Genomic DNA, 23,422 nt, shown 5'->3' on the forward strand with positions numbered 1-23,422 from the left:
CTAATCGGTCGAGGGCTTATCCAAATTTCTAACACGCAGATTCATTTCGGATTCAGTTTTCAGGAATCAAATTCCTGAAAGATTTTAAGCTGCATGTCCTTTCTGAGGATTGATATTTTGCGGGAGTGATCTCACGGATGTCAACGCAGCGCAAAAATCATGTTTGGTGGCGATAGCGGAGGGGTTCCACACGTACCCATCCCGAACACGACCGTTAAGCCCTCCAGCGCCGATGGTACTTGGACCGAAGGGTCCTGGGAGAGTAGGACGTTGCCAAGCACTTAAGACCACTGTTGATTCCTCGACAGTGGTCTTTTTGTATTTTCGGGGAAGCGTTGTGGACAGCTTGTGAGTAGATTGCAGGTCTTTTTACAAGTGGCGCATACTTATGCACATGTGGATAGATTTAGTTTTTTTGATACTTCTCCCCAAATGATGTGGATATCCGGTAGAATAATGTGGATAGGCACGGAAAATTGGGGATAGACAGGTGAAGGAGCCAAAAGTTATGGACAAGCACAGCAGCCTTTTGTGGACAGAGCCATTCAGGGTTCAGGCAAGTGACACGGATTACCGGTCAAGAGTCAAGCTATCTTTCCTGCTGGATATTATGCAGCGTGCTGCGGATTCGGCTGTAAGCAGTCTGGGGCTAAGTATGGAGAGTATGCTCAAGGCGGGCATGGGCTGGATGGTCATCACCCTGGATCTGAATCTCCAGCGTCTGCCATCCCCGGGTGAGCTTCTTGATGTACATACCTGGAGTAAAGGAAACAAAGGAGCGCTCTGGCAGCGGGATTACCGGATCTATGATGCCCAAGGTGTAGAGCTTGCCTCGGCGCGATCGATTTGGGCACTTGTGGATATCGGGAAGCGAAAGATTTTGCGTCCGTCCGCCTTGCCTATTGTTGTCGAGCCGTATGTAGAGGATTCCGTAGGCAGTCTGCCGGATAAAGTGATCATACCACCCGAACTTCTCTTACAGGAGGTTTACCGTTATCAGGTAAGATATAGCGGTCTGGATAACAACAAACATCTTAACAATGCGAGGTATGCAGATTTATGCTGTGATGCACTGGCGCTGGAGGAGTGGGAGGAGTTAGAGCTTACGGGGCTTCATATCACCTATGCCCAGGAAGCCAAGTATGGTGAGGAGATCAGTGTTATGCGTTCTTCTCTGACTGAAGACGGTGTATATGTGCGCGGACAAGGCGGGGAGCGGATCTTTTTTGAAGCTTGCCTGAAGCTTAAGAGATAGGTTGATATCTAATAGAGATACTTACATAGCATCAATTCTAGACAGTTGCTCGAATCTCAGGGGAACTGTCTTTTGTCATATTTGCTACTTCCATAGATGTCACAAATACACAGTTGGCATTCGTTATACAGGTGTAAAAGGAAAATGGAGGTGATTTCTTTGGAGCAAGGCAACCCCGGGGGCCCACCTGAATCCAAAAAGATTGAAGAAGCCATTCATCAGGTACACGCAGGTGACAGGCAAGCTTTTACAACAGTAATTACGGAATATGAAAGAAAGATTTACACGTATTGCTACTACCTCCTCAGGAGCCGTGAAGAAGCAGAGGATGCTGTGCAGGATATATTCGTTAAGGTGTATCAGCAGCTTGGGCGTTATGAACGGCGGGTTTCTTTTTCGGCCTGGCTATATAAGGTGGCTTATCATCATTGCCTGGACCAGCTTCGCAGGCGTAAGCGCCGCAGCCGGTTGCTGTCCCTTTATAAGCTTCAACTGATGACGAATCAACAAGCGTTGCCGGAGGAGTCGCCGGTAGAGCGGATTTTTGAAAATCTCACTTCGGAAGAGCGGGGACTATTAATCCTTCGTGTCATTGAACAATACAGCTTCGAAGAGATCTCAGTGATTACCGGAAGCAGTTCGGCGGCGCTGCGCAAAAAATATGAACGGCTGCGTAAAAAACTGATTCAGCAAAAAGCGGATGAAAGGGTAGGGTGTGCTCATGGAGAAGTGGCAGAATCAAATTGAGAAGCAAATGCTGGAACATATTCGCAGTAGCGTCGGAAGAGTAGAGCTTCCTGTAGATAGCTATAATGAGCAGATTATGAACCGGATCGAACATTTGGAGACCAGAGGAGGAAGCAAATTGCTTAAGAAGACGTTAGCAGCCGCAAGCATAGCCGCCCTGATAGGATTAGGTACGATAACTGCAGGATTCATCTCCCCGGCCTGGGCCGATACCTTGAGTCAGCTCCCCGTGTTCAGCAGTATATTCAAGCATACGGAGAACCCAGGTTTGAAATTGGCGGCGGAACAGGGGTTAACCACTTCACCTAACATGAGCGTGACCAAGGATGGAGTGACGTTAAGTGTTACGGAGGTATTTTATGACGGAATTCAACTGGCTATTGGATTTGAAAGAGCTGGAGTAGCGGATAAGCGAATGCTGGCGGAAATCACTGATTATAAAACCCGGGAGTTTGATCAATCGACTAAAGGGCTGCTGGGGTTGCCTGAAGTTACCCTGGAATCTGGTGAGCCTATGGGCTTCGGTTCTTCTTCTACAGGCGACGTACAGGGGCAACCCAATACCCTTTTATTGGAAATGAGGGAATTGTGGGATACATCAGCTCTTGGAGATGAATTCAAGGTAAATATCAGTGTGCCGGTTGCCCAAATCGCCGAGCCCTTTAAGTTCCAGGTGACGGTGAAGAAGCTTGCGGAGGGGATCATCAATCTTACTCCGGGTCAGGGGGCAAGCAAAGACTCCTTCCATTATAAAGTAAAGAGTCTGGACATCACGCCTGCTGCGATGAGACTGGTCGTCACCAGCGAAGGAGAGGTGCCTGCATCGCCGGAGCAGACAGGGGAATATGGTCCAACGGCGGTATTCTATGAGCTTGTGGATGATGCCGGTAATGTGGCTACTTCCGGCCAGGGATATGCCATGATGAAGGCCGTTCAGCATCCTATTGTGGATAGTCTGTACAATATCTTCCCGCAAAAACCTAAGACGATTACGGTCAAACCGTATACAATGACTTTGGATAATGAGCTGAAGCTCTTGTTGGATGCTAATGGGAAACCGGTGAGAACTTATCATAAGGATCTTGAGAGCACTATAGTGATTCCGTGAACCCGAGAAAGAAAGCGGGAATAGGTAAAATAGGCTGAGCCCTTGTCCGCGTCTGCTGTGCAGATGCGGGCTTTTTTGATAGATAAGAATTTATATGTTTTGGGGTCCCCGCAAAGTACCTGAGTCATCACCTACGCTAAAGCCCCACTTTGTGGGGTTATTTTGCTGATTAGAGAAGCGTTAATGGAATGTAGATTTCACTTATGGAGTCCGGATGGTGGGGTCCCAGATAGTCTTGACCGTAGTATTCAAATTCATAAGAGAGGTTCAGGCGGTAATCGGTTCTCGGCAGAAAAACGCCATAGATATATTTGTAGGTGGCAGAAACTTCTGCGGACGGTCCTGTATGCTTAAATCTGAGATAACGTGCTGGCGGCAGTGTGTGAATAGGCAGATTGTGGCTGGTTTGTTGGTAGCTCGACTGAACGATAGTGCCGGCACGTACAGATGCTATGGAGTTCAATTCGCAGGCAATGTGAAAGGAGATTCCCTGATCCTCATAGTTATCCGGCCAATAGCCTAGCTGGTAATATTGTTCTGGAAGCTTGCGATCCGGGATAGCGGAAATGCTGCTGAATAGCTGCTCCCAAGCTGATCCGATGATCGACTGATCTTGCATAACGGTAATGAATGGCCCCTGAAGTCTGATTTCCCCAAGCTCAATCAGGTCAGGAGAGGCGCCCTTTTGGTCTGACCAATGCGGCAAATCAGTCGGCTGCAAGGGATGGAGCAGTAGAGGGATATCCGGGTTAGCCTTGTGGCTAATATGGGTGGGAGTAGTGTGCAGCAGTCTTTTGAAGGCCCGGGTGAAGGTCTCGTAATCATTATAAGCATAGTCCAGTGAGATCTCGTGAAAAGTCCGCTCGGGTCTGCTTAGAATATCCCGGGCCGCCTCGGAAATTCTCCGTCGTGCAATATAGTCGCCCGGTGTGAGTCCGGTAACCCCCTGAAACAGGCGGATGAAGTGAAACAGGGAATAGCCGGTCTCTCTGGAGAGGGTCAGAACAGACAACGGCTGCTTCAGATTCGATTCAATATATTGGATGGCCTGCAGAATGAGCTGGGTGTTCTTCATAAAATCCTCTCCTCGATGGCTATTCTATAGTCCACTCTCCCCATGAGGCAGCCCATGCGGGCACTCTAGCCTGACGGACACGGTCAGTGGAAGGGAAATAAGCTTTGATATCAAGCACGGGCGTTCCCGGATAGGTATCCAGTCCGCTGACCTCAACAATTCCCTGATCTAGGTCGACGGATATAATACGGGCAACCGTAAGTCCAATCGGATTAGGGCGGACCGGAGAACGGGTCGCAAAAACACCGCTTACCGGCGCATTATAGGGAGGCTCGATCTGTGTAGTTCCCCGGAAGCAATCTTCTGCAAACTCATGAATCCACCACAGGATCTGGCAGTGGCTGAAAGCATCTAACCCCTTCAAGGCAGGTCTGTATTCGGGTCTAATCTCAAGTCGCAGGTTCTGCTGTGTTCCCGTTACTACTCCTACTGGTATAATATTATACGATTCTGAGGCGGGCATTGGCTGTGACTCCTTTCGGCTGGGGGATGATTCTAGTCTATCTGAAGTGAAAGGAATTCGGCCTGATGATAATTGCGGACTTGTATGTCATGGTATAATAGGTTGTTGATGACAGGGAGGGGTTTGGACGATGAAGGTATTGGTATTGGCTGAGAAGCCGTCGGTGGCCCGTGAGATTGCGCGGGTGCTGGGCTGCGGGAATAAACAGAAGAGTTATATGGAAGGTCCGAAATACGTGGTGACCTGGGCGCTGGGGCATCTGGTTGGCCTGGCTGAGCCTGAGGACTATAACAATAAATATGCAACTTGGGCGTTGGAGGATCTGCCGATTCTCCCAGAGAAGGCCAAGCTGAAGGTGCTGCGTGAGACCAGCCAGCAATATAAGGCTGTGCAGCAGCTAATGAAGCGGCAGGATATCGAGGAGCTGATCGTAGCAACGGATGCGGCGCGTGAGGGTGAGCTGCTGGCCCGCTGGATTATGAATATGGCTGGCTGGAAAAAGCCGTTCCGGCGGCTGTGGATCTCTTCGCAGACGGATAAGGCGATTAAGGAAGGGTTTGCTTCGCTGCGGCCTGGACGGGATTTCGACCGGCTGTATGAATCTGCACGCTGCCGTGCTGAGGCGGATTGGATGATTGGGCTGAATGTGACGCGGGCCTTAACCTGCAAGTTCGGCGCGCCGCTCTCGGCGGGACGGGTACAGACACCTACCCTTGGAATGATTATGGACCGGGAGAATGAGATCACCGGCTTCCGTTCCCAGGAATTCGATCTGCTGACTGGGGATTTCGGGAATTTCCAGGCGGGGTGGCGAGCGCAGGGCGGGGACGGCCGGATTTTTGAGCGAGAGAAGACCGCCATTCTTAAGGATAAGCTCACCGGCCGCAGCGGACGGATTACCAAGGTCCAGAAGAGTGAGAAAAGCGAGCCGCATGCGCTGGCGTATGATTTGACAGAGCTGCAACGCGATGCCAACCGCAAATTCGGCTTTTCGGCCAAACAGACCTCAAGTGTGCTGCAGAAGCTGTATGAGCAGCATAAGCTGGTCACTTATCCGCGTACAGACAGCCGTTATCTGACCGCTGATATGACGGGTACGTTAAAGGAAAGACTCGACAGTGTGGCTGTCGGGCCGTATGCAGCCCTCGCCAGACCGCTGCTGCGGAAGCCGCTGCCGGTCACGAAGCGGATTGTCGATGACAGCAAGGTCAGCGATCACCACGCGATTATTCCGACAGAGCAGACGGTACTGCTCAATCTGCTGAGTGCGGAAGAGCGGAAGCTCTACGATCTGATCGTACGGCGGTTCATTAGCCTGTTCTATCCTCCGGCCCGTTATGACGCCGTAGCTGTGACGGTAACTGTAGATGGTGAAAGCTTCTATGTGAAGGGAACTACCGTCAAGGATGCAGGTTGGCGTGAGGTATACGGCGGAGATATGAGCTCAGATGACGACGAGGAGAATGCGGGGGATGAACCCGCAGCAGGCAGTGTGAAGCTGCCGGAGCTACGGGAAGGCGACAGCGTGAAGCTTGCGCGCTGCATCATCAAGCCGGGACGGACACAGCCGCCGAAGCGTTATAATGAAGCCACGCTGCTGACGCAGATGGAGAAGCATGGGTTGGGGACCCCGGCCACACGTGCGGATATTATTGAGAAGCTGGTCAGCTCGGATACGATTGAACGGCAGGGCAATCTGCTGCATCCGACCGGCAAGGGCAAGCAATTGATTGAGCTGGTCTCGGGGCAGCTGCGTACACCGGAGCTGACGGCACGCTGGGAAGCGGAGCTGGAGAGAATTGCGCGCGGGCAAGGGCGCCCGGAGCCTTTTTTGCAGGGTATCCGAAGTATGGCACAGGAGCTGGTGTCCGGGGTGAAGAACAGCGGAGCGGAATACAAGCCGCATAATGTCTCTAACAGCCATTGTCCGGAGTGTGGAACAAGGATGTTAGAAAAAAAGACCAAACGCGGCAAGCTGCTGGTCTGTCCGAAGGAGGACTGCGGCTACACCCGTGCGGGTGAGAAGCAGTTGTCGAACCGCCGCTGCCCGCAGTGCCATAAGAAGATGGAGATGAAGGAAGGCAAGGCCGGAAAGTATGTGCAGTGTCTCGGCTGCGGAATTACAGAGACATTGGATAAGGACCACAAGCATATCAACAAACGCGAGCAGCAGAAGCTGGTTCAGCAGTATAGCAAGACGGAAAGTTCCGGCTCTAACCTTGGCGATTTACTGAAGGCTGCGATGGAAGCGAAGCAGAAGGGAGAATAGCCTCAAGAAGCTGAATAAGGCTGTCTAAGGGACGGTAGATGTGCTTTACTGTAGAGGATTGATACGGGATCAGGTGTTAGGGTTCCGGTAAATAGAGTGGGGCAGGTGGAGAAGTGGCAGCGGCTGAAGGGATAGAGGGTGTGGTGAAAGCGGCAGGGACTCCGGGTAAGAAGGGGAGCAGCCGGTTGTATTTTTTGGTGATAGTCTTCATGTTCTGGTTCTCTTCTTATATCTATGTTCCGGTGCTCTCGCCGTATGTGGAGCATCTGGGAGCTTCTTATGTCATGGTGGGGTCGGTGCTGGGCATATATGGCCTGATGCAGATTCTGTTCCGGCTGCCGATAGGGATGGGTTCAGATGTGCTTAACCGGCGGCGGCCGTTCATTTATCTGGGGCTGATCGCAAGCGGAGCGAGCTGTCTGCTGTTCCTGGCAGGGGCACATCCAGGCTGGGCGTTGGCGGCGCGGGCGGTCTCGGGGATAGCGGCATCGGCGTGGGTCGTGTACTCGGTGATGTTCGCGGGGTATTTTCCGAAAGAAGAGGCGGGCAGGGCTATGGGCATGCTCCAGTTCACCACGGTGATTGCCCAGTTGACCAGTATGATGATCAGCGGCTATATCGTGGACCACTTCGGCTGGAATACCCCGTTCATCATCGGAGGGATTGTGGCGGTGGCCGCGATGCTGCTGGTCGTCCGTCTTCCGGAGCAACAGCTGGAGAAGCGCACGGCGATTAAGCTCAAGGATCTGGCCGGTGTGGTGAAGGAGCCTTTACTGGTAAAAGTATCGCTGTTATCGGTACTGGCCCATTGTGTGCTGTTCATTACGATGTTCGGCTACACGCCGAATCAGGCGCTCTATCTTGGAGCGAGCAAGGGGAGTCTCGGCTGGCTGACGCTGGCTTTTATGTTGCCTCATGCGATAGCGACCCTCTATGGAGCGCGGTTGTTCGGCCGGTGGCTGGGGGACCGGGGGACGCTGATGCTCGGTTTTGCCGGAAGTGCGGTGTTCACGCTGCTCATTCCTTCGATGCCAACGCTTGCGGCGTTATGTGTAACACAGATCGGGAACGGCTTCATGCAGGGCCTGATCTTCCCGCTGCTGCTGGGTAAATCGGTCTCCGGGGTAGCTCCGTTCAAGCGGGCGACAGCGATGGGGTTCTATCAGGCGGTGTATGCGATTGGCATGTCCGGCGGTCCTTTTGTAGCGGGATGGATGAGTGCGGCGTACGGTCTGCGCGGAGGCTTCTGGCTGGGCGCCATTGCAGCTTCGCTTGCGGCGGTACTGTCCTGGTTCTGGGTCAGGGAAGCCGGAGCCGCAGGCGGGCGGAGCAAGAAAGAGCGGCAGTTGCAGGGCCGGTGATGTGAGGTTATTGGTTTTTTGCCGGAAAGGGTAATATAATAGAGAGCAGATAGGATGCTAGGAGGAGGGGCCGGGAGGATGGTTAAGGTGGTATTGCTGTGGTTCGCGCTGATCAACATTATCGGGTATGTAGTGATGTCGGAAGACAAGAACAAGGCCCGGAAAAGACGGGATCGGGTGCCGGAGAAAACATTGTTTCTGCTGGCGTTCATGGGCGGTGCGCTGGGTGTGCTGATTGCCATGTACCGCAAACGCCACAAGACAAGGCATACTTCCTTCAGACTAGGAATTCCGCTGCTGCTGCTGCTGAATATGGTGCTGTATGGATATTTTTTGAGGTAAGTCACTTGCAGGTTTGGTGATGATGTAAATAATAGAAAGAGGTGGCGTAAATGTTATTCTCTAAAATTCTGCTTGCCTATGACGGTTCAAAAGCTTCGAATCAGGCTCTGGAACGGGCGATTGAGCTGGCCAAGGTAACTCCAGGGTCCTCCCTGTACGTCGTACACGCATTTGAATTCCCGCGATTCTTCATCGGGGAAGCTCTCGCGCCTCTGCCGGCATCGGTGAACAAGGATTATTATGACCTCGCGGTCCAGACTACGGATGAAGTGAAAAGCCGCTTGGAAGCAGAAGGTCTGAATGCTACGGTAGAATTGCTGCAGGGATCGCCTGCAGAAATCATTCTGAATTATGCCAAGGAGCAGGATGCAGATGTGATCGTAATCGGCAGCCGGGGGCTGGGCGGTATCCGGGAATTCGTTCTGGGCAGCGTCAGCCATAATGTGGTGCAAAGTGCGCGCATTCCGGTGCTGGTTGTTAAATAATAGGAAGTTTAGTAGAGGAACGCTGCGGCGTTCCCCTTTTTTTAATGTGCAGATGGGCGGATTAGCGGGAATAAGATTTTCATTTATGCTCAAAAGCGAACAATTTGCAGACATGATATGACAATGTTCGTGTTTAAGTTGACATGATGTGTAGGGCGTTGTTAAACTGAATCTATGAAGAGCTCGTATAAAACCGGGGATAGGGCCCGGAAGTTTCTACCCGGTAACCGTAAATTGCCGGACTACGAGGAAATAGGATAACTGGAACGACAGCGGATAGCCACCCCACAACCCGGGGCGGTGTTCCTGCATTCTCCTGCCCTGCAAGGACGCGGAGTGTGCAGCTGCCGGGCGGTTATCATCTGATTCCTTAGTAGTCCGGGTCCACCCGCAGCAGAATGCGTCTGGAGTCCGGGCTATTTTTCACGGTTCATGCGGGAATTGGCAGGAAACGGGACACACTTAAATCAGAGAATCTCTATAACGGAAATGGAAGGCTGGGTGAACGATGTCTGTGCAAGTAGGTGTCATTATGGGCAGCAAATCGGACTATGAAACGATGGAGCATACCTGTGCGGTATTGGAGGAGCTGGACATAGCTTATGAGAAAAGGGTTATCTCCGCACACCGCACGCCGGATATGATGTTCCGTTATGCCGAGGAGGCGGCGGAGCGCGGCCTGCGGGTTATTATCGCCGGAGCGGGCGGCGCGGCGCATCTGCCGGGTATGGTGGCTGCGAAAACTACGCTGCCGGTCATCGGTGTACCTGTGCAGTCGAAGGCCTTGAACGGCATGGATTCGCTGCTGTCTATTGTGCAGATGCCTGCGGGCATCCCGGTAGCCACGGTAGCCATCGGCCGTGCCGGAGCGATTAATGCGGGGCTGCTGGCGGCCCAGATCATCGGCGCCTTCGAGCCGGAGGTGGCGAGAAGGGTGCAGCTGCGGCGCGAGGCCACTCAGCGCGAGGTGCTGGAAAGCAGCGAGAGCCTATGAGCCCGGAGGAGCTGAAGGCCGGACGGCTGGAGGGTGGCGCGGAGCGGACTGATGCGGAGCAAGTGATGAAGGCTGAAGGCGAAGCGGAAGGTGCCGGGGCGGAGTGGGTGATAGAGGCTGAAGGCAGAGCGATAGCTGCCGGAGCTGAAGCGGAGCGGGAAGAGACCGGGGCGCGGCTGCCACGGACGCTGCTGCCCGGCGCAACGATCGGCGTGCTCGGCGGCGGGCAGCTCGGGCGCATGCTGGCGCTGTCCGGCAGCGCCATGGGGTACCGCTTCGTGGCGCTGGACCCAGCAAAGGATGCGCCGTGCGGGCAGGTTACGCCGCAGATTACTGCGGCATATAACGACCGGGACGCCGCGCGCGAGCTGGCGCGGCGCGCGGACGTCATCACGTACGAGTTCGAGAACGTTGACGCGGGCGTAGCCGCGCTGCTGACGGAGGAATCGTACGTGCCGCAGGGCAGCGCGCTGCTGTATACGACGCAGCACCGGCTGCGCGAGAAGGCAGCAATTGAGGCGGCGGGCGTGCCCGTTGCCCCGTACCGCAAGGTCGGCAGCCTGGCGGAGCTGGAAGCGGCGGCTGCCGACCTGGGCCTGCCCTGTGTGCTGAAGACAGCCACAGGGGGGTACGACGGCAAGGGACAAGCCGTCATCCGCAAGCCAGAAGAGCTGGCCGCTGCGTTCCGGCAGGTCGCACCGGGGGCGCAAGCAGATGTACCGGAGCTGGTGCTGGAGAAATTCATCGCCTTTCAGTGCGAAATTTCGGTCATTGCCGCCCGGAGCGCATCGGGAGAGGTCAAGAGCTTCCCGCCTGCCGAGAACATCCACGTGAACAATATCCTTCATCTCTCGATTGTACCTGCGAGGGTACCGGAGGAGATTCAGCGACGGGCCTGCGAGCTGGCCGAGCGGATTGTCTCCGGCATGAAGGCAGTCGGACTGCTGGCGGTTGAGATGTTCGTGACCGAGGATGGAGAGCTGTTCGTCAACGAGCTGGCGCCGCGTCCGCATAACTCCGGGCATTACACAATGGATGCCTGCGTCACCTCGCAGTTCGAGCAGCATGTGCGGGCGATCTGCAATCTGCCGCTGGGTGAGACTACACTGCTTACTCCAGTAGTGATGGTGAATGTACTCGGCCAGCATCTGGATGGGGCCATTCAGGCAGCCTGCCGCGCGGATGAAGAAGCAAACAAGCCTGGGGTATCGCCTAAGCTTCATATATATGGCAAGACCGAGAGCAAGACCGGCCGCAAAATGGGCCATATCAACCTGCTCTGCAAGGATACCGGCGACGGATTGTCCTGGGTAGAGCAAACTAACCTTTGGAGGAACTGACAAGCTATGATTGAACGTTACAGCAGACCTGAGATGCGGGCCATTTGGACCGAAGAGAATAAATTCAACGCGTGGCTGGAGGTTGAGATTTGCGCCTGTGAGGCATGGGCCGAACTGGGAGTGATCCCGCATGAGGATGCCGCGAAGCTGCGCAAGGATGCCAAATTCGACATCGCGCGGATTGATGAGATTGAACTGGAGACGCGCCATGATGTCATTGCTTTTACCCGTGCGGTCTCCGAGAGTCTGGGGGCAGAACGCAAATGGGTGCATTACGGACTGACTTCCACGGACGTTGTCGATACGGCGCTCGGTTACCTGCTGCGTCAGGCCAACGAGATTCTGGAGCAGGATATCATCCGGTTCATTGAGATTCTCAAAGATAAAGCCATCGCCTACAAGGATACCCCGATGATGGGCCGTACCCATGGCGTACATGCAGAGCCAACAACATTCGGCCTGAAGATGGCGCTGTGGTATGAGGAAATGAAGCGGAACCTGGAGCGCTTCCGTCATGCGGCGAACGGCGTGCAATTCGGCAAAATCTCCGGGGCGGTCGGCACCTATGCCAACATCGACCCGTTCGTGGAAGAATTCGTCTGCCGCAAGCTGGGCACCAGCCCTGCACCGATCTCCACGCAGACCCTGCAGCGTGACCGTCACGCGGAATACATGGCGGCGCTGGCACTGGTTGCTACTTCCCTGGACAAATTCGCTACCGAGATCCGCGCTTTGCAGAAGAGTGAGATCCGCGAGGTAGAGGAGGCTTTTGCCAAGGGTCAAAAGGGTTCGTCCGCCATGCCGCATAAGCGTAATCCGATTGGCTGCGAGAACATCTCCGGCCTGTCGCGTGTCATCCGCGGTCATATGATGACAGCTTACGAGAACGTGCCGCTGTGGCATGAACGCGATATTTCGCATTCTTCCGTAGAACGGATTATCCTGCCGGATGCGACGATGCTGCTCAACTATATGCTGAACCGCTTCGGCAACATCGTGAAGAACCTGACTGTATTCCCTGAGAATATGAAGCGCAACATGAACCGTACCTTCGGCGTTCCGTTCTCCGGCCGTATCCTGACGAAGCTGATCGACAAAGGCTTCAGCCGCGAGCAGGCATATGACACAGTGCAGCCGCGTGCGATGCAGGCCTGGGAGGAGCAGACCCAGTTCCGTGACATTGTTGAAGCAACCCCGGAGATCACTGCCGTGCTTAGCGCGGAGGAGATCGAGGATGCGTTCAATCCTACCTGGCATCTCAAGCATGTGGACACCATCTTCCGCAAGCTGGAACTCATTTAATTTTAAAAAAAAGGTAAGTCAGTGGTGAACTGATGAGCTGGAGAAGATTAGATATTGGGGTTAAAGGAGGAACGGAGAGGGATTTTGGAGCTGGAGAAGCGTTAGCGTTCGCCTTTATGTTTGGATTTCTACCGCTCAGCGGTTCAAATCAGGAAATTCAAACATAACAGCGATCGGAAGTCCAAAATTCCCGCAGTGACCCTATTAACCCAAAGGAATAATCATGTAGAAAGATCATTTGTTCAAGGGAGGAAAGGTCATGACATCATCGGCCGTATCCACTGCCGTGGAAATCATAAATGCGCCGCTGCTCTATAAAGGCAAGGTTCGTGAGCTGTATGATTTGGGGGATGAAGTACTGATCGTGGTGACAGACCGGATCTCCGCATTCGATTATGTGCTGGACCCGGCGGTGCCGGACAAGGGCAATGTGCTCAACCGGCTCAGCGCCTTCTGGTTCGGCCAGACCCGGGAGCTGATCGAGAACCATGTGGTGCATATCGAGGTGGACAAGCTCGGGGATATTGTGAAGGACCGAGAAGCGCTAAGGAACCGTATTATGGTGGTCCGCAAAGCCGAGCGGATTGATATCGAATGCGTCGTGCGCGGCTGCATTACCGGCGGCGGCTGGCGGCAGTATCAGGAGACCGGCCAAGTGAACGGCATTGAGCTTCCCAAGGGACTGCGCAAGAATGCGGTGCTGGCCGAACCGATTTTCACACCGGCAGCCAAGAATGACGTTGGGCATGATGAGGATATCCCTTTTGAACAAATGCAGGAGCTGATTGGTGCAGAGCTTGCGCTGGAGCTTAAGGAGAAAAGCCTGAAGCTGTTCGCTTTTGCCAGAGAATATTGTAACGAGCGCGGCATCATTCTTGCGGATTGCAAATTTGAGTTCGGGCTGCTGGATGGAAAGGTTATCCTGATTGACGAGATTTTTACACCCGATGCTTCACGCTTCTGGGCCAAGGAAAAATACGCGCTGGATATTGAGATTGACAGTATGGATAAAGAGCCAGTGCGGACGTACCTGTCAGCCTCCTCCTGGGACAAAAACAGTACGCCGGACCCGTTGCCGACTGAGGTAGTCGAAGAGACGTCACGCCGGTACCTGGATATCTATCACCGCCTGACCGGGAAGTCGTTATAAGAGAAGGCTTGGCATCATTCGCAGTCATAATCATTCGTAAGCGCAGGTGAGTGTTACTTTTCAGATAAAGGCCCATCAGTTCATTAAATTCTAGGAGGAACTACAAGCGTATGTTAAAAGCGACAGTCTACGTCACCATCAAGAAAAGCGTGCTCGACCCTCAGGGAGTTGCCGTGCAGGGTGCCCTGCATTCCGTTGGATTCCAGGAAGTTGAAAGTCTGCGGATCGGCAAGTATATGGAGCTGACCCTCGATACCGATAACCGCGCAGAAGCGGAAGGACGCCTGAAGGAAATGTGCGAGAAGCTGCTGGCCAACACGGTGATCGAGGATTACCGCTACGAATTGGAGGACTAAACGTCATGAAATTTGCTGTACTTGTCTTTCCAGGCTCCAATTGTGACATTGACTGCTACAAGGCAGTAGAAGACAGCCTCGGCGAACCAGTAGATTATGTATGGCATACAGCGACAGACCTGTCGGCGTATGACTGCATCCTCGTGCCGGGCGGCTTCTCTTATGGTGACTATCTGCGCTGCGGCGCAATCTCCCGGTTCGCTCCGGTAATGGCTGAAGTGGCTAAGGCGGCAGAGCAGGGCAAATTCGTGCTTGGCATCTGCAACGGGTTCCAGATTCTGACGGAAGCGGGTCTCCTGCCGGGCGCGCTGCGCCGCAACATGTCGATGAAGTTCCGTTGTCATGACACGGTACTTAAGGTCGTTAATAACACAACCCCGTTTACTATTGACTATGCGAAGGATGAAGAGATCGTCATTCCTATCGCGCATGGCGAAGGCAATTACTATTGTGATGAAGAGACGCTGGCTGAGCTTCAGGCGAATAATCAGATTGTATTCACCTACAGTGACAACCCGAACGGTTCGGTGGCTGATATTGCCGGAGTCAGCAATGTGGCGGGCAATGTAGTCGGCATGATGCCTCACCCGGAACGTGCAGCGAATAGCCTGCTGGGCTCGGAAGACGGAAAACGGATGTTCACATCCATTCTCAAGACATGGAGGGATCGTTATGACGCAGCAAGTATCCGCTAAGGAGCCGACCGCAGAGCAGATCGCGGAGCAGAGAATCTACAGTCAGTTCGGGGTATCGGACAGCGAATATGAGCTCATTACCTCCTTCATGGGACGTAAGCCTAACTATACAGAGATCGGCGTATTCAGCGTAATGTGGTCCGAGCATTGTGCCTATAAGAACTCGAAGCCGCTGCTGAGCCGTTTCCCGACCAGTGGACCGAAGGTGCTGATGGGACCGGGCGAAGGCGCGGGCATCGTGGACATCGGGGATAACCAGGCGGTTGTTTTCAAAATCGAGAGTCACAACCATCCGTCGGCGGTAGAGCCTTATCAGGGCGCGGCGACCGGGGTGGGCGGGATTATCCGCGATATTTTCTCCATGGGTGCAAGACCGGTGGCCTTGCTGAACTCCCTGCGGTTCGGGAAGCTTGAGAGCGACCGGGTGAAGTATCTGTTCGAGCATGTCGTGTCCGGGATCGCAGGCTACGGCAACTGTATCGGTATCCCTACTGTCGGCGGGGAAATTATGTTCGATGACAGCTATGACGGGAATCCGCTGGTCAATGCGATGTGTGTTGGTCTGATTGATCACGATAAAATCCAGCGCGGTGTCGCCAAAGGGGTAGGAAATCCCGTATTCTATGTGGGTCCTCCTACCGGGCGTGACGGGATTCATGGTGCGACCTTCGCCTCGGTTGAGCTTAGTGATGAGTCGGAAGCGAAGCGGACGGCGGTTCAGGTCGGCGATCCATTCATGGAGAAGCTGGTCATGGAATCCTGCCTGGAGCTGATCGACAGCGGTATTGTACTAGGCATTCAGGATATGGGCGCTGCCGGACTGACCTGCTCCAGTGCGGAAATGGCAAGCAAGGCAGGCAACGGTCTGGAGCTGTATCTGGATCAGGTGCCACAACGTGAAGAGGGCATGACCCCTTATGAGATGATGCTCTCGGAATCTCAGGAGCGGATGCTGTTCGTGGTGGAGCCTAAGGATGAGGCGCAGGCGCAGGAGATTTTTGACCGCTGGGGTGTAATCTGCCGCAAGGTGGGTAAGGTGACCGACGACGGCCGCTTGAAGCTGTTCCATCACGGCGAAGTGGTCGGCGATATGCCGGTGAAGGCTCTGGTGGATGAATGCCCTATTTATAACAAACCATCGGCAGTTCCTGCTTACTATGAGGAGAATGCCTCTATTGATACGCTTCGTTATGAAGAAGTGACCGATCTGGGCGGCGCGCTGCGCACCGTACTGGGGTCGCCTACCGTAGCAAGCAAAGCATGGGTGTACAACCAATACGATTACATGGTCCGCACTAGCACGGCGGTTCGTCCGGGTTCCGATGCGGCAGTGGTAACCATCCATGGTACACGCAAAGGCTTGGCGATGACTACGGACTGTAACGGACGTTATGTCTATCTCGACCCTGAAGTAGGCGGTCGGATTGCCGTCAGCGAAGCCGCACGTAACATTGTCTGCTCCGGTGCCCAGCCGCTGGCGATTACGGACAACCTGAACTTCGGCAGCCCGGAGAAGCCGGAGATCTTCTGGCAGATGGAACGGGCGGTAGACGGTATGGCGGAAGCCTGCCGGGTGCTGGATACGCCGGTGATCGGCGGGAATGTCAGCCTGTATAACGAGAATGCCTCCGGGTCCATCTACCCGACACCGGTTGTCGGCATGGTCGGTCTCATTGAAGATACCGATCACATTACAACGCAGGCTTTCAAGCAGGAAGGCGATGCTGTATTACTGCTGGGCGTGACGAAGGCAGAGCTGGGCGGCAGTGAATTCCAGTATGCCGTTCACGGCTTGACCGAAGGCCGTCCGCCAGAGCTGGATCTGGCCACAGAGCGCAAGCTGCTGGATGCTGTGCTTGCTGCGATCCGCAGCGGTCTGGTCCGTTCGGCGCATGACTTGTCGGAAGGCGGCCTTGCTGGAGCACTCGCCGAGAGCTGCATCAGCGGCAGCATCGGCGCGAATATCGAGCTGTCTGCCGGCGGACTGCGCCAGGATGTAGCACTGTTCAGCGAGAGCCAGTCCCGTATTATCCTGACTTCGGCGCCTGAGCATGCAGAAGAGCTGAAGGCGGCAGTTGCCGCATACGGCGTGCCTGTAGAGATCATTGGAACTGTTGGCGGAGAACGCCTGCGCGTTACACTGGACGGTTCGTCTGCACTGGATGAAGCTGTTAACGAACTGAAGACCATTTGGGAGGATGCTATTCCATGTCTTATGAAATAAAGACCGGGAACAAGCAGGAAGCCCCTATCCTGTGGACCGGCGACTTTTACAATGAAGGAACGGGCTCGGGAGATATTTTTGACACGTTAAAAGAGGAATGCGGCGTCTTCGGGGTCTTCGGACACCCGGAGGCCGCCTCCATGTCCTATTATGGCCTGCATGCTCTGCAGCACCGGGGAGAAGAGAGCGCGGGCATCTGCGTGGCGGATGGACGCGACTTCAACTATCACCGCGGTATGGGCCTTGTAAAGGAAGTCTTCGACAAAGACAAGATTGCTTCGCTGGTGGGAGACATGTCCATCGGCCATGTGCGGTACTCCACCAGCGGAGACAGCCGGCTGACCAATGCGCAGCCGCTGGTCTTCAAATACCGTGACGGAGATCTGGCGATTGCCACGAACGGTAATATCGTCAACGAACCGCTGATCCGCAAGCAGCTGGAGCAGGGCGGCTCGATCTTCCAGACGACCAGTGATACCGAGGTGCTGGCGCATCTGATTGCGCGTTCGCAGAAGGATTTTGTCGAAGCGACCAAGGATGCCTTGTCGCAGCTGGTCGGCGGCTTCGCCTTCCTGCTGATGACCAATGACAAGCTGATTGTCGCATCAGATACCCACGGACTCCGTCCGCTCGTGATGGGCCGTCTGGGCGAAGCCTATGTCTTCGCTTCCGAATCGTGTGCGCTGGAAGTAATCGGTGCCCAGCTTGTGCGTGACATCGAGCCCGGCGAGCTGCTGGTGCTGGATCAGAACGGCTTCCGCGAAGAACGCTTCGCAGAGCCTAAGCGCAAAGCGCTGTGCGCGATGGAATATATCTATTTCGCCCGCCCGGACAGTGATCTGAACGGCTCCAACCTGCACTCCGCGCGTAAGCGGATGGGCAGCCGGATGGCGCTCGAAGCCTTCGTGGATGCCGATATCGTAACAGGCGTGCCGGATTCCAGTATCTCTGCAGCCATCGGCTATGCCGAGCAGACGGGCATCCCGTATGAGCTGGGACTGATCAAGAACAAGTACACCGGCCGGACGTTCATCCAGCCGAGCCAGGAGCTGCGTGAGCAAGGCGTGAAGATGAAGCTGAGCGCCGTGCGCCGTGTCGTGGAAGGCCAGCGCGTAGTCATGATCGACGATTCCATCGTGCGCGGCACCACCTCGCGCCGGATCGTCAACCTGCTGCGCGAAGCCGGAGCGCTCGAGGTTCACGTGCGGATTACCTCGCCGCCGTTCAAGAATCCTTGCTTCTATGGCATTGATACCCCGGACCGCCGCGAGCTGATCGCCTCGTATAAGACGATCGAAGAGATGTGCGAGGAGATCAACGCCGATTCCCTGGCGTTCCTCTCCCCTGATGGACTGATCCAGTCCATCGGCGGCTATAATAGTGACGATTATAAAGGCGGCCTATGCCTGTCCTGCTTCGACAATGATTACCCGACGCAGGTGGATTTCGGCGGGGAAGAGAAGGACGGATGCAGCTGTTAACATCCCCCTAAGTCCCCCTTGCGAAGGGGGATTCCGGAGGGCGCTGCCCTCCGGCCACCCGAAAGTTTGGCGGTAGGAGTTTGCTCTAAACTTGCTAAGAAGGCGTGGGTGCGGGTGCCCGCTTTGTCCCTGTGTGCTGCGCACGGCCGGGACACGCTTCACGGCACTGCGGTGCCCCGGCGGCATGCTGCCCGCCAGGTTTTGGCTCCAGAATCTGTCCTGTTTGCTGCGCAAATCCGGAGATTCTGTCGCTTAAGAGATCGCACGGGCTTCGCCCCGTGCGAGGAAAAGCTCCCGCCCCTGCCCTATTTGCTGTCGCAAAATCGGAGGGGCTGTCGCCTAAGAGAGCGCACGGCTTCGCCCCGTGCGCGAAGCCTCCCGCCCCTGCCCTATTTGCTGTCGCAAAATCGGAGGGGCTGTCGCCTAAGAGAGCGCACGGCTTCACGCCGTGCGCAGAAGAGCTCCCGCCCCTGTCCTGTTTGCTGTCGCAAAATCGGAGGAGCTGTCGTCTGAGAGATCGCACGGCTTCGCCCCGTACGCTTGGAGGCGCTGGGCTTCGCCCACAGCGCCGAGATCTTGCTGCTGCTGTGCAAGGCGCGTAATTCGGCTTGCGGCAAGGGTTTGACCTGGTGGTTTGAAAGTTATGGAGAGGGATTTTGGAACTGTAGGAGCGATAGCGTCCGCCTTTATATTTGGATTTCTACCGCGGTCAGCGGTTCAAATCAAGGAAATCCAAATATAACAGCGGCCGGAAGTCCAAATATCCATCGCAATAACGTCCACAAACCACACTCAATACCCTGCCGCCCCGAACCCGCGCTCTAAACTAATCTAAATGAGGTGTCCAAAAGTGTCAGAAGCGTACAAGAAAGCCGGAGTGGATATTGCGGCTGGCAATGAAGCGGTAGAACGCATGAAGAAGCATGTGAAGCGCACGTACCGTCCGGAAGTAATGACCGAGCTTGGCGGATTCGGCGCCCTGTTTGGCCTGAATAAGGACAAATACGAGGAGCCGGTCCTCGTATCGGGAACGGATGGAGTAGGCACGAAGCTGAAGATCGCGTTCGCTGCGGACCGCCACGACACGATTGGCATTGATGCCGTAGCCATGTGCGTGAATGACATTGTAGTGCAGGGCGCAGAGCCGCTGTTCTTCCTCGACTATCTGGCCTGCGACAAAGTCGTGCCGGAGAAAATTGAGGCGATCGTAGCCGGAATCGCCGAAGGCTGCCATCAGGCGGGGTGCGCGCTGATCGGCGGCGAGACCGCCGAGATGCCGGGCATGTATGCGGCTGGCGAATATGATATCGCCGGATTCACCGTAGGTGTGGCCGATAAGGCCAAGCTGGTGACGGGAGCGGACATCGCTCCTGGAGACACAGTTATTGGCCTGGCTTCGAGCGGGATTCACAGCAACGGCTTCTCGCTGGTGCGCAAGCTTTTGCTGGAGGAGGGCGGCTACGAGTTGAACGATGTAGTGCCTGAACTCGGCGCTCCGCTCGTGGACGTTCTGCTGGCCCCAACCCGGATCTACGTGAAGCCGCTGCTCGCTCTGCTGGAACAGCTTCCGGTCAAGGGCATGGCCCATATTACCGGCGGCGGGTTCATCGAGAATATTCCGCGCGTCTTGCCGGAGCATGTGAATGTAGAGATCAACTACGGCTCCTGGCCGATTCAGCCGGTCTTCAGCCTGATGCAGAGCAAGGGGCAGGTAAGCAATCGTGATATGTTCACAACGTTCAATATGGGCGTGGGGCTGGTGCTGGTAGTGGCGGAAGCGGACGGAGCGCGTACGCTGGAGCTGCTTAAGGCCAGCGGGGAAGAGGCTTACCGGATCGGTACGGTTACTGAAGGAGAGCGCATCGTTACCTTTACGGGAGCTGAAGTCTGATGGAGTGGAGCCGAATCGCTGTTTTTGCCTCCGGAACGGGCAGCAATTTCGCTGCACTGGTCCAGGCACAGCGGGAGGGCAGGCTGGGCGGAGGCAGCATAGAGCTGCTGGTCTCGGATAAACCGGAAGCGCCTGTAGCACAGCGGGCAGAGGAGGCAGGAATTCCTGCTCTGCTGCTGCGGCCGAAGGACTTCGCGGGCCGTGAGCAGTACGAGGCCGCGATTGTGGCTGAACTACAGCGCCGGAACATCGGGCTGGTAGTGCTGGCCGGGTACATGCGGCTGATCTCGCCCGTGCTGCTTGCGCCGTATGCCGGACGGATCATCAACATCCATCCTTCGCTGCTGCCGGCCTTCGCCGGCAAAGACGCCATCGGTCAGGCGCTGGATTATGGCGTGAAGCTGACGGGAGTGACGGTGCATTTTGTCGACGGCGGCATGGATACCGGACCGGTTATTGCCCAGCGCAGCGTGGAGGTCCAGTCTGGAGATACCGCCGAATCGCTGGCTGCACGCATTCATCAGGTGGAATACGCGCTGTATCCTGAGATAGTGAGTGCTTTTGCTGCCGGAAAAGTGGAATTAAACGGAAGAATGACGACAATTGGCGATTAAACGAAGTTGCTGTATAGCTGCCTGTGCCGGCTGTTTGACCGGAGTTATTTCGACATTTCAGGCAAACCCCGGCCGATTCTGATATTTCTCGGGAAATACTTCAGGGGCGGCAGAAATTGACGGAAGTTCCGGCAATCATCCACAGTTACAAGGTAATTCTAATTTAATGGTTTATAGTATTCCCAACCCAATAAGCTAAGCTACAGTGATAGGTGGATTTTCTCCAACTAATCTGGCTGATAGGTGCGGTGAGCGGAGCGTAAGTGGAAAAAGTACAGCTAATCTGACCCCAATCGAGTGATATAGCTTATCTGGCGTTATTTAAGTGTATATTTTCCAACTACTGCCCCGCTACGTGCTTACCTGCCGAAATTAGATGACAAAAATCCAACTAAAATAAGCTGTGACAGAAATTTAGCTAATCTAGCTATATAGAATGAACTTGAGAATTTAAGTTAAGGGAAAAGTGGAGGAAGGGAATTTTGGAACTGTAGGAGCGGTAGCGACCGCCTTTGTCTGCGGATTTCACCGTTAAAAATGGGAAAAATCAAGAAATCTGCAGAAGGGCAGCGGCCGGAAGTCCAAAACTTCTCTGGAGTCACGGTTAATTCCCAAAACAGAAAATCATTAATTCAATCCATATAGCTGTATCCATTCTGCTCCACCCCAATAATCTAGCGTGAATCCAGAGGAGGACTATTCAAAGTGAGTATCAAGAGAGCGCTCGTCAGCGTATCGGACAAACAGGGCATCGTGGATTTTTGCCGCGAGTTGTCTGCATTAGGCGTAGAAATTATCTCCACAGGCGGCACCAGCACACTTTTGGCGAAGGAAGGCGTTCCGGTCATTGGCATCTCTGAGGTTACCGGCTTCCCTGAAATCATGGATGGACGCGTCAAAACCCTGCACCCAGCTGTACACAGCGGCCTCCTGGCCGTTCGTGACAACGAAGAGCATACCCGTCAGATGAATGAGCTTGGCCTTGATTACATCGACCTCGTTGTGGTGAATCTGTATCCGTTCGCGGAGACCATTGCCAAGCCGGATGTGTCTTATGAAGAGGCTATCGAGAACATCGATATCGGCGGACCGACCATGCTGCGTTCTGCGGCGAAGAACCATGCGTTTGTCAGTGTAGTGGTCGATGCGGCCGACTATGCGAATGTGCTTGAAGAAGTACGCGCTGGTGGAGATACAACCCTTGCAACCCGCAAACGTCTTGCGGCCAAAGTCTTCCGCCACACGGCGGCTTACGACGCCCTGATTGCCGATTATCTGGCGAATGTCACCGGTGAACCGTTGCCGGAGCGCTATACAGTCACTTATGAGAAAATCCAGGATCTGCGCTACGGAGAGAACCCGCATCAGAAGGCTGCGTTCTACCGTAAGCCGCTGGCGGCGCAGGATACCCTTACGGCTGCTGAGCAGCTGCACGGCAAAGAGCTGTCCTACAACAATATCAATGACGCGAACGCAGCGCTCCAGATTGTCAAAGAATTCGAAGAGCCTGCCGTTGTAGCCGTGAAGCATATGAATCCTTGCGGTGTGGGCGTGGGCACAAGTGTCTATGAAGCGTATCAAAAAGCGTACAATGCGGACCCTACCTCCATTTTCGGCGGAATTGTGGCAGCCAACCGGATTATTGATGCGGACACGGCTAATCTGCTTAAGGATATTTTCCTCGAAATCGTCTTGGCCCCAGGCTTCACGGACGAAGCGCTGGAGATCCTGACGAAGAAAAAGAATATCCGCCTGCTTAAACTGGGCAACCTCAGCACCGCTGCATCCCGCAAGAGCAGCTTTGTGGTCACCTCCGTTGAAGGTGGAATGGTCGTGCAGGAGAGCGACGTACACTCTGTGAATTCCGAAGATTTGCAGATCGTAACCGACCGCAAGCCTACAGAAGAAGAGCTGAAGCAGCTGTTGTTCGGCTGGAAGGTCGTGAAGCATGTGAAGTCCAACGCCATCGTGCTGGCGGCTGACGATATGACGGTCGGTGTAGGTGCAGGACAGATGAACCGTGTCGGAGCGGCCAAGATCGCCATTGAACAAGCAGGCGAGAAAGCGAAGGGTGCTGTGCTGGCTTCAGACGCCTTCTTCCCGATGGGCGATACACTGGAAATGGCTGCGAAGGCGGGCATTACAGCAGTTATCCAGCCGGGAGGCTCGATCAAGGACGAGGAATCGATTAAGGTTGCCAATGAATACGGTATTGCCATGGTCTTCACCGGCGTACGCCACTTCAAACACTAGCACGCTGGGAGGATCAG

At 54.7% G+C, this 23,422-nt stretch carries 20 protein-coding genes, 1 rRNA gene and 1 riboswitch; of the genes, 19 read left to right on the forward strand and 2 right to left on the reverse strand.

The features are described from left to right. Positions 1–162 precede the first annotated feature (162 nt). The 4 genes from rrf to ACFSX3_RS03680 all read left to right on the forward strand — a co-directional run bounded on the left by rrf (position 163) and on the right by ACFSX3_RS03680 (position 3,110). Positions 163–279, forward strand: a 5S ribosomal RNA gene (rrf, locus tag ACFSX3_RS03665). A gap of 229 nt (positions 280–508) precedes the next feature. Continuing rightward, positions 509–1,255, forward strand: coding sequence for an acyl-[acyl-carrier-protein] thioesterase (locus tag ACFSX3_RS03670; RefSeq protein WP_209992059.1), 747 nt, complete (start codon positions 509–511; stop codon positions 1,253–1,255). Between the two features lie 150 nt (positions 1,256–1,405). Further along, positions 1,406–2,002, forward strand: a complete 597-nt coding sequence (locus ACFSX3_RS03675) for an RNA polymerase sigma factor (protein WP_379312647.1) — start codon at positions 1,406–1,408, stop codon at positions 2,000–2,002. Continuing rightward, on the forward strand, positions 1,977–3,110 hold the full coding sequence (locus ACFSX3_RS03680; protein WP_209992057.1) for a DUF4179 domain-containing protein: 1,134 nt from the start codon (positions 1,977–1,979) through the stop codon (positions 3,108–3,110). The genes ACFSX3_RS03675 and ACFSX3_RS03680 overlap by 26 nt, the downstream gene beginning before the upstream one ends. A gap of 169 nt (positions 3,111–3,279) precedes the next feature. Here ACFSX3_RS03680 and ACFSX3_RS03685 read toward each other — a convergent pair whose 3' ends face one another. Together ACFSX3_RS03685 and tsaA are read right to left on the reverse strand one after the other, a co-directional pair. Continuing rightward, positions 3,280–4,185 carry a helix-turn-helix domain-containing protein gene (locus tag ACFSX3_RS03685; RefSeq protein ID WP_209992056.1) on the reverse strand — a complete coding sequence of 302 codons (906 nt, stop codon included), beginning with the start codon at positions 4,183–4,185 and terminating at the stop codon, positions 3,280–3,282. Between the two features lie 19 nt (positions 4,186–4,204). Then, the gene (tsaA, locus tag ACFSX3_RS03690) at positions 4,205–4,648 is read right to left on the reverse strand and encodes a tRNA (N6-threonylcarbamoyladenosine(37)-N6)-methyltransferase TrmO (RefSeq protein ID WP_209992055.1); all 444 of its coding nucleotides are present in this window, start codon (positions 4,646–4,648) and stop codon (positions 4,205–4,207) included. A 130-nt stretch (positions 4,649–4,778) separates the two neighbouring features. Between tsaA and ACFSX3_RS03695 the strand changes: the two genes are divergently transcribed. The 15 genes from ACFSX3_RS03695 (at position 4,779) to purH (ending at position 23,405) form a co-directional block, all read left to right on the forward strand. Continuing rightward, complete coding sequence (locus tag ACFSX3_RS03695; protein ID WP_209992054.1) at positions 4,779–6,917, forward strand: DNA topoisomerase III; 2,139 nt, start codon at positions 4,779–4,781, stop codon at positions 6,915–6,917. Positions 6,918–7,030: 113 nt separating this feature from the next. Beyond that, positions 7,031–8,278 (forward strand): MFS transporter, encoded by a 1,248-nt coding sequence (locus ACFSX3_RS03700; RefSeq protein WP_379258041.1) that lies wholly within the window; start codon positions 7,031–7,033, stop codon positions 8,276–8,278. 78 nt (positions 8,279–8,356) lie between these two features. Next, positions 8,357–8,620: a DUF1294 domain-containing protein gene (locus tag ACFSX3_RS03705; RefSeq protein WP_036693313.1), complete on the forward strand. Its 264-nt coding sequence runs from the start codon at positions 8,357–8,359 to the stop codon at positions 8,618–8,620. 50 nt (positions 8,621–8,670) lie between these two features. Continuing rightward, positions 8,671–9,105 carry a universal stress protein gene (locus ACFSX3_RS03710; protein ID WP_209992053.1) on the forward strand — a complete coding sequence of 145 codons (435 nt, stop codon included), beginning with the start codon at positions 8,671–8,673 and terminating at the stop codon, positions 9,103–9,105. A gap of 163 nt (positions 9,106–9,268) precedes the next feature. Next, positions 9,269–9,370, forward strand: a riboswitch (purine riboswitch). Positions 9,371–9,613: 243 nt separating this feature from the next. Then, positions 9,614–10,099: a 5-(carboxyamino)imidazole ribonucleotide mutase gene (gene purE / locus ACFSX3_RS03715; protein WP_209992052.1), complete on the forward strand. Its 486-nt coding sequence runs from the start codon at positions 9,614–9,616 to the stop codon at positions 10,097–10,099. Next, positions 10,096–11,439 (forward strand): 5-(carboxyamino)imidazole ribonucleotide synthase, encoded by a 1,344-nt coding sequence (purK, locus tag ACFSX3_RS03720; RefSeq protein ID WP_379258037.1) that lies wholly within the window; start codon positions 10,096–10,098, stop codon positions 11,437–11,439. The genes purE and purK overlap by 4 nt, the downstream gene beginning before the upstream one ends. A 6-nt stretch (positions 11,440–11,445) precedes the next feature. Beyond that, positions 11,446–12,741: an adenylosuccinate lyase gene (purB, locus tag ACFSX3_RS03725; RefSeq protein WP_209992051.1), complete on the forward strand. Its 1,296-nt coding sequence runs from the start codon at positions 11,446–11,448 to the stop codon at positions 12,739–12,741. Positions 12,742–13,000: 259 nt separating this feature from the next. After that, positions 13,001–13,891 (forward strand): phosphoribosylaminoimidazolesuccinocarboxamide synthase, encoded by an 891-nt coding sequence (locus ACFSX3_RS03730; protein ID WP_209992050.1) that lies wholly within the window; start codon positions 13,001–13,003, stop codon positions 13,889–13,891. A 110-nt stretch (positions 13,892–14,001) separates the two neighbouring features. Beyond that, positions 14,002–14,247 (forward strand): phosphoribosylformylglycinamidine synthase subunit PurS, encoded by a 246-nt coding sequence (purS, locus tag ACFSX3_RS03735; protein WP_019913657.1) that lies wholly within the window; start codon positions 14,002–14,004, stop codon positions 14,245–14,247. A gap of 5 nt (positions 14,248–14,252) precedes the next feature. Continuing rightward, positions 14,253–14,942 carry a phosphoribosylformylglycinamidine synthase subunit PurQ gene (gene purQ / locus ACFSX3_RS03740; protein ID WP_173141348.1) on the forward strand — a complete coding sequence of 230 codons (690 nt, stop codon included), beginning with the start codon at positions 14,253–14,255 and terminating at the stop codon, positions 14,940–14,942. Beyond that, complete coding sequence (purL, locus tag ACFSX3_RS03745) at positions 14,920–17,166, forward strand: phosphoribosylformylglycinamidine synthase subunit PurL (RefSeq protein WP_209992049.1); 2,247 nt, start codon at positions 14,920–14,922, stop codon at positions 17,164–17,166. The genes purQ and purL overlap by 23 nt, the downstream gene beginning before the upstream one ends. Further along, positions 17,151–18,647 (forward strand): amidophosphoribosyltransferase, encoded by a 1,497-nt coding sequence (gene purF / locus ACFSX3_RS03750; RefSeq protein ID WP_209992048.1) that lies wholly within the window; start codon positions 17,151–17,153, stop codon positions 18,645–18,647. The genes purL and purF overlap by 16 nt, the downstream gene beginning before the upstream one ends. 850 nt (positions 18,648–19,497) lie before the next feature. Further along, positions 19,498–20,538, forward strand: coding sequence for a phosphoribosylformylglycinamidine cyclo-ligase (gene purM / locus ACFSX3_RS03755; protein WP_209992047.1), 1,041 nt, complete (start codon positions 19,498–19,500; stop codon positions 20,536–20,538). Beyond that, a complete protein-coding gene (purN, locus tag ACFSX3_RS03760) occupies positions 20,538–21,152 on the forward strand; it encodes a phosphoribosylglycinamide formyltransferase (RefSeq protein ID WP_209992046.1) in 615 nt (204 codons plus the stop codon). Before purM ends, purN begins: the two co-directional genes overlap by 1 nt. 705 nt (positions 21,153–21,857) lie before the next feature. Further along, a complete protein-coding gene (gene purH, locus ACFSX3_RS03765; RefSeq protein WP_209992045.1) occupies positions 21,858–23,405 on the forward strand; it encodes a bifunctional phosphoribosylaminoimidazolecarboxamide formyltransferase/IMP cyclohydrolase in 1,548 nt (515 codons plus the stop codon). Positions 23,406–23,422 lie beyond the last annotated feature (17 nt).

This window comes from Paenibacillus rhizoplanae, assembly GCF_042684125.1.
Lineage (GTDB): Bacteria > Bacillota > Bacilli > Paenibacillales > Paenibacillaceae > Paenibacillus_AQ > Paenibacillus_AQ rhizoplanae.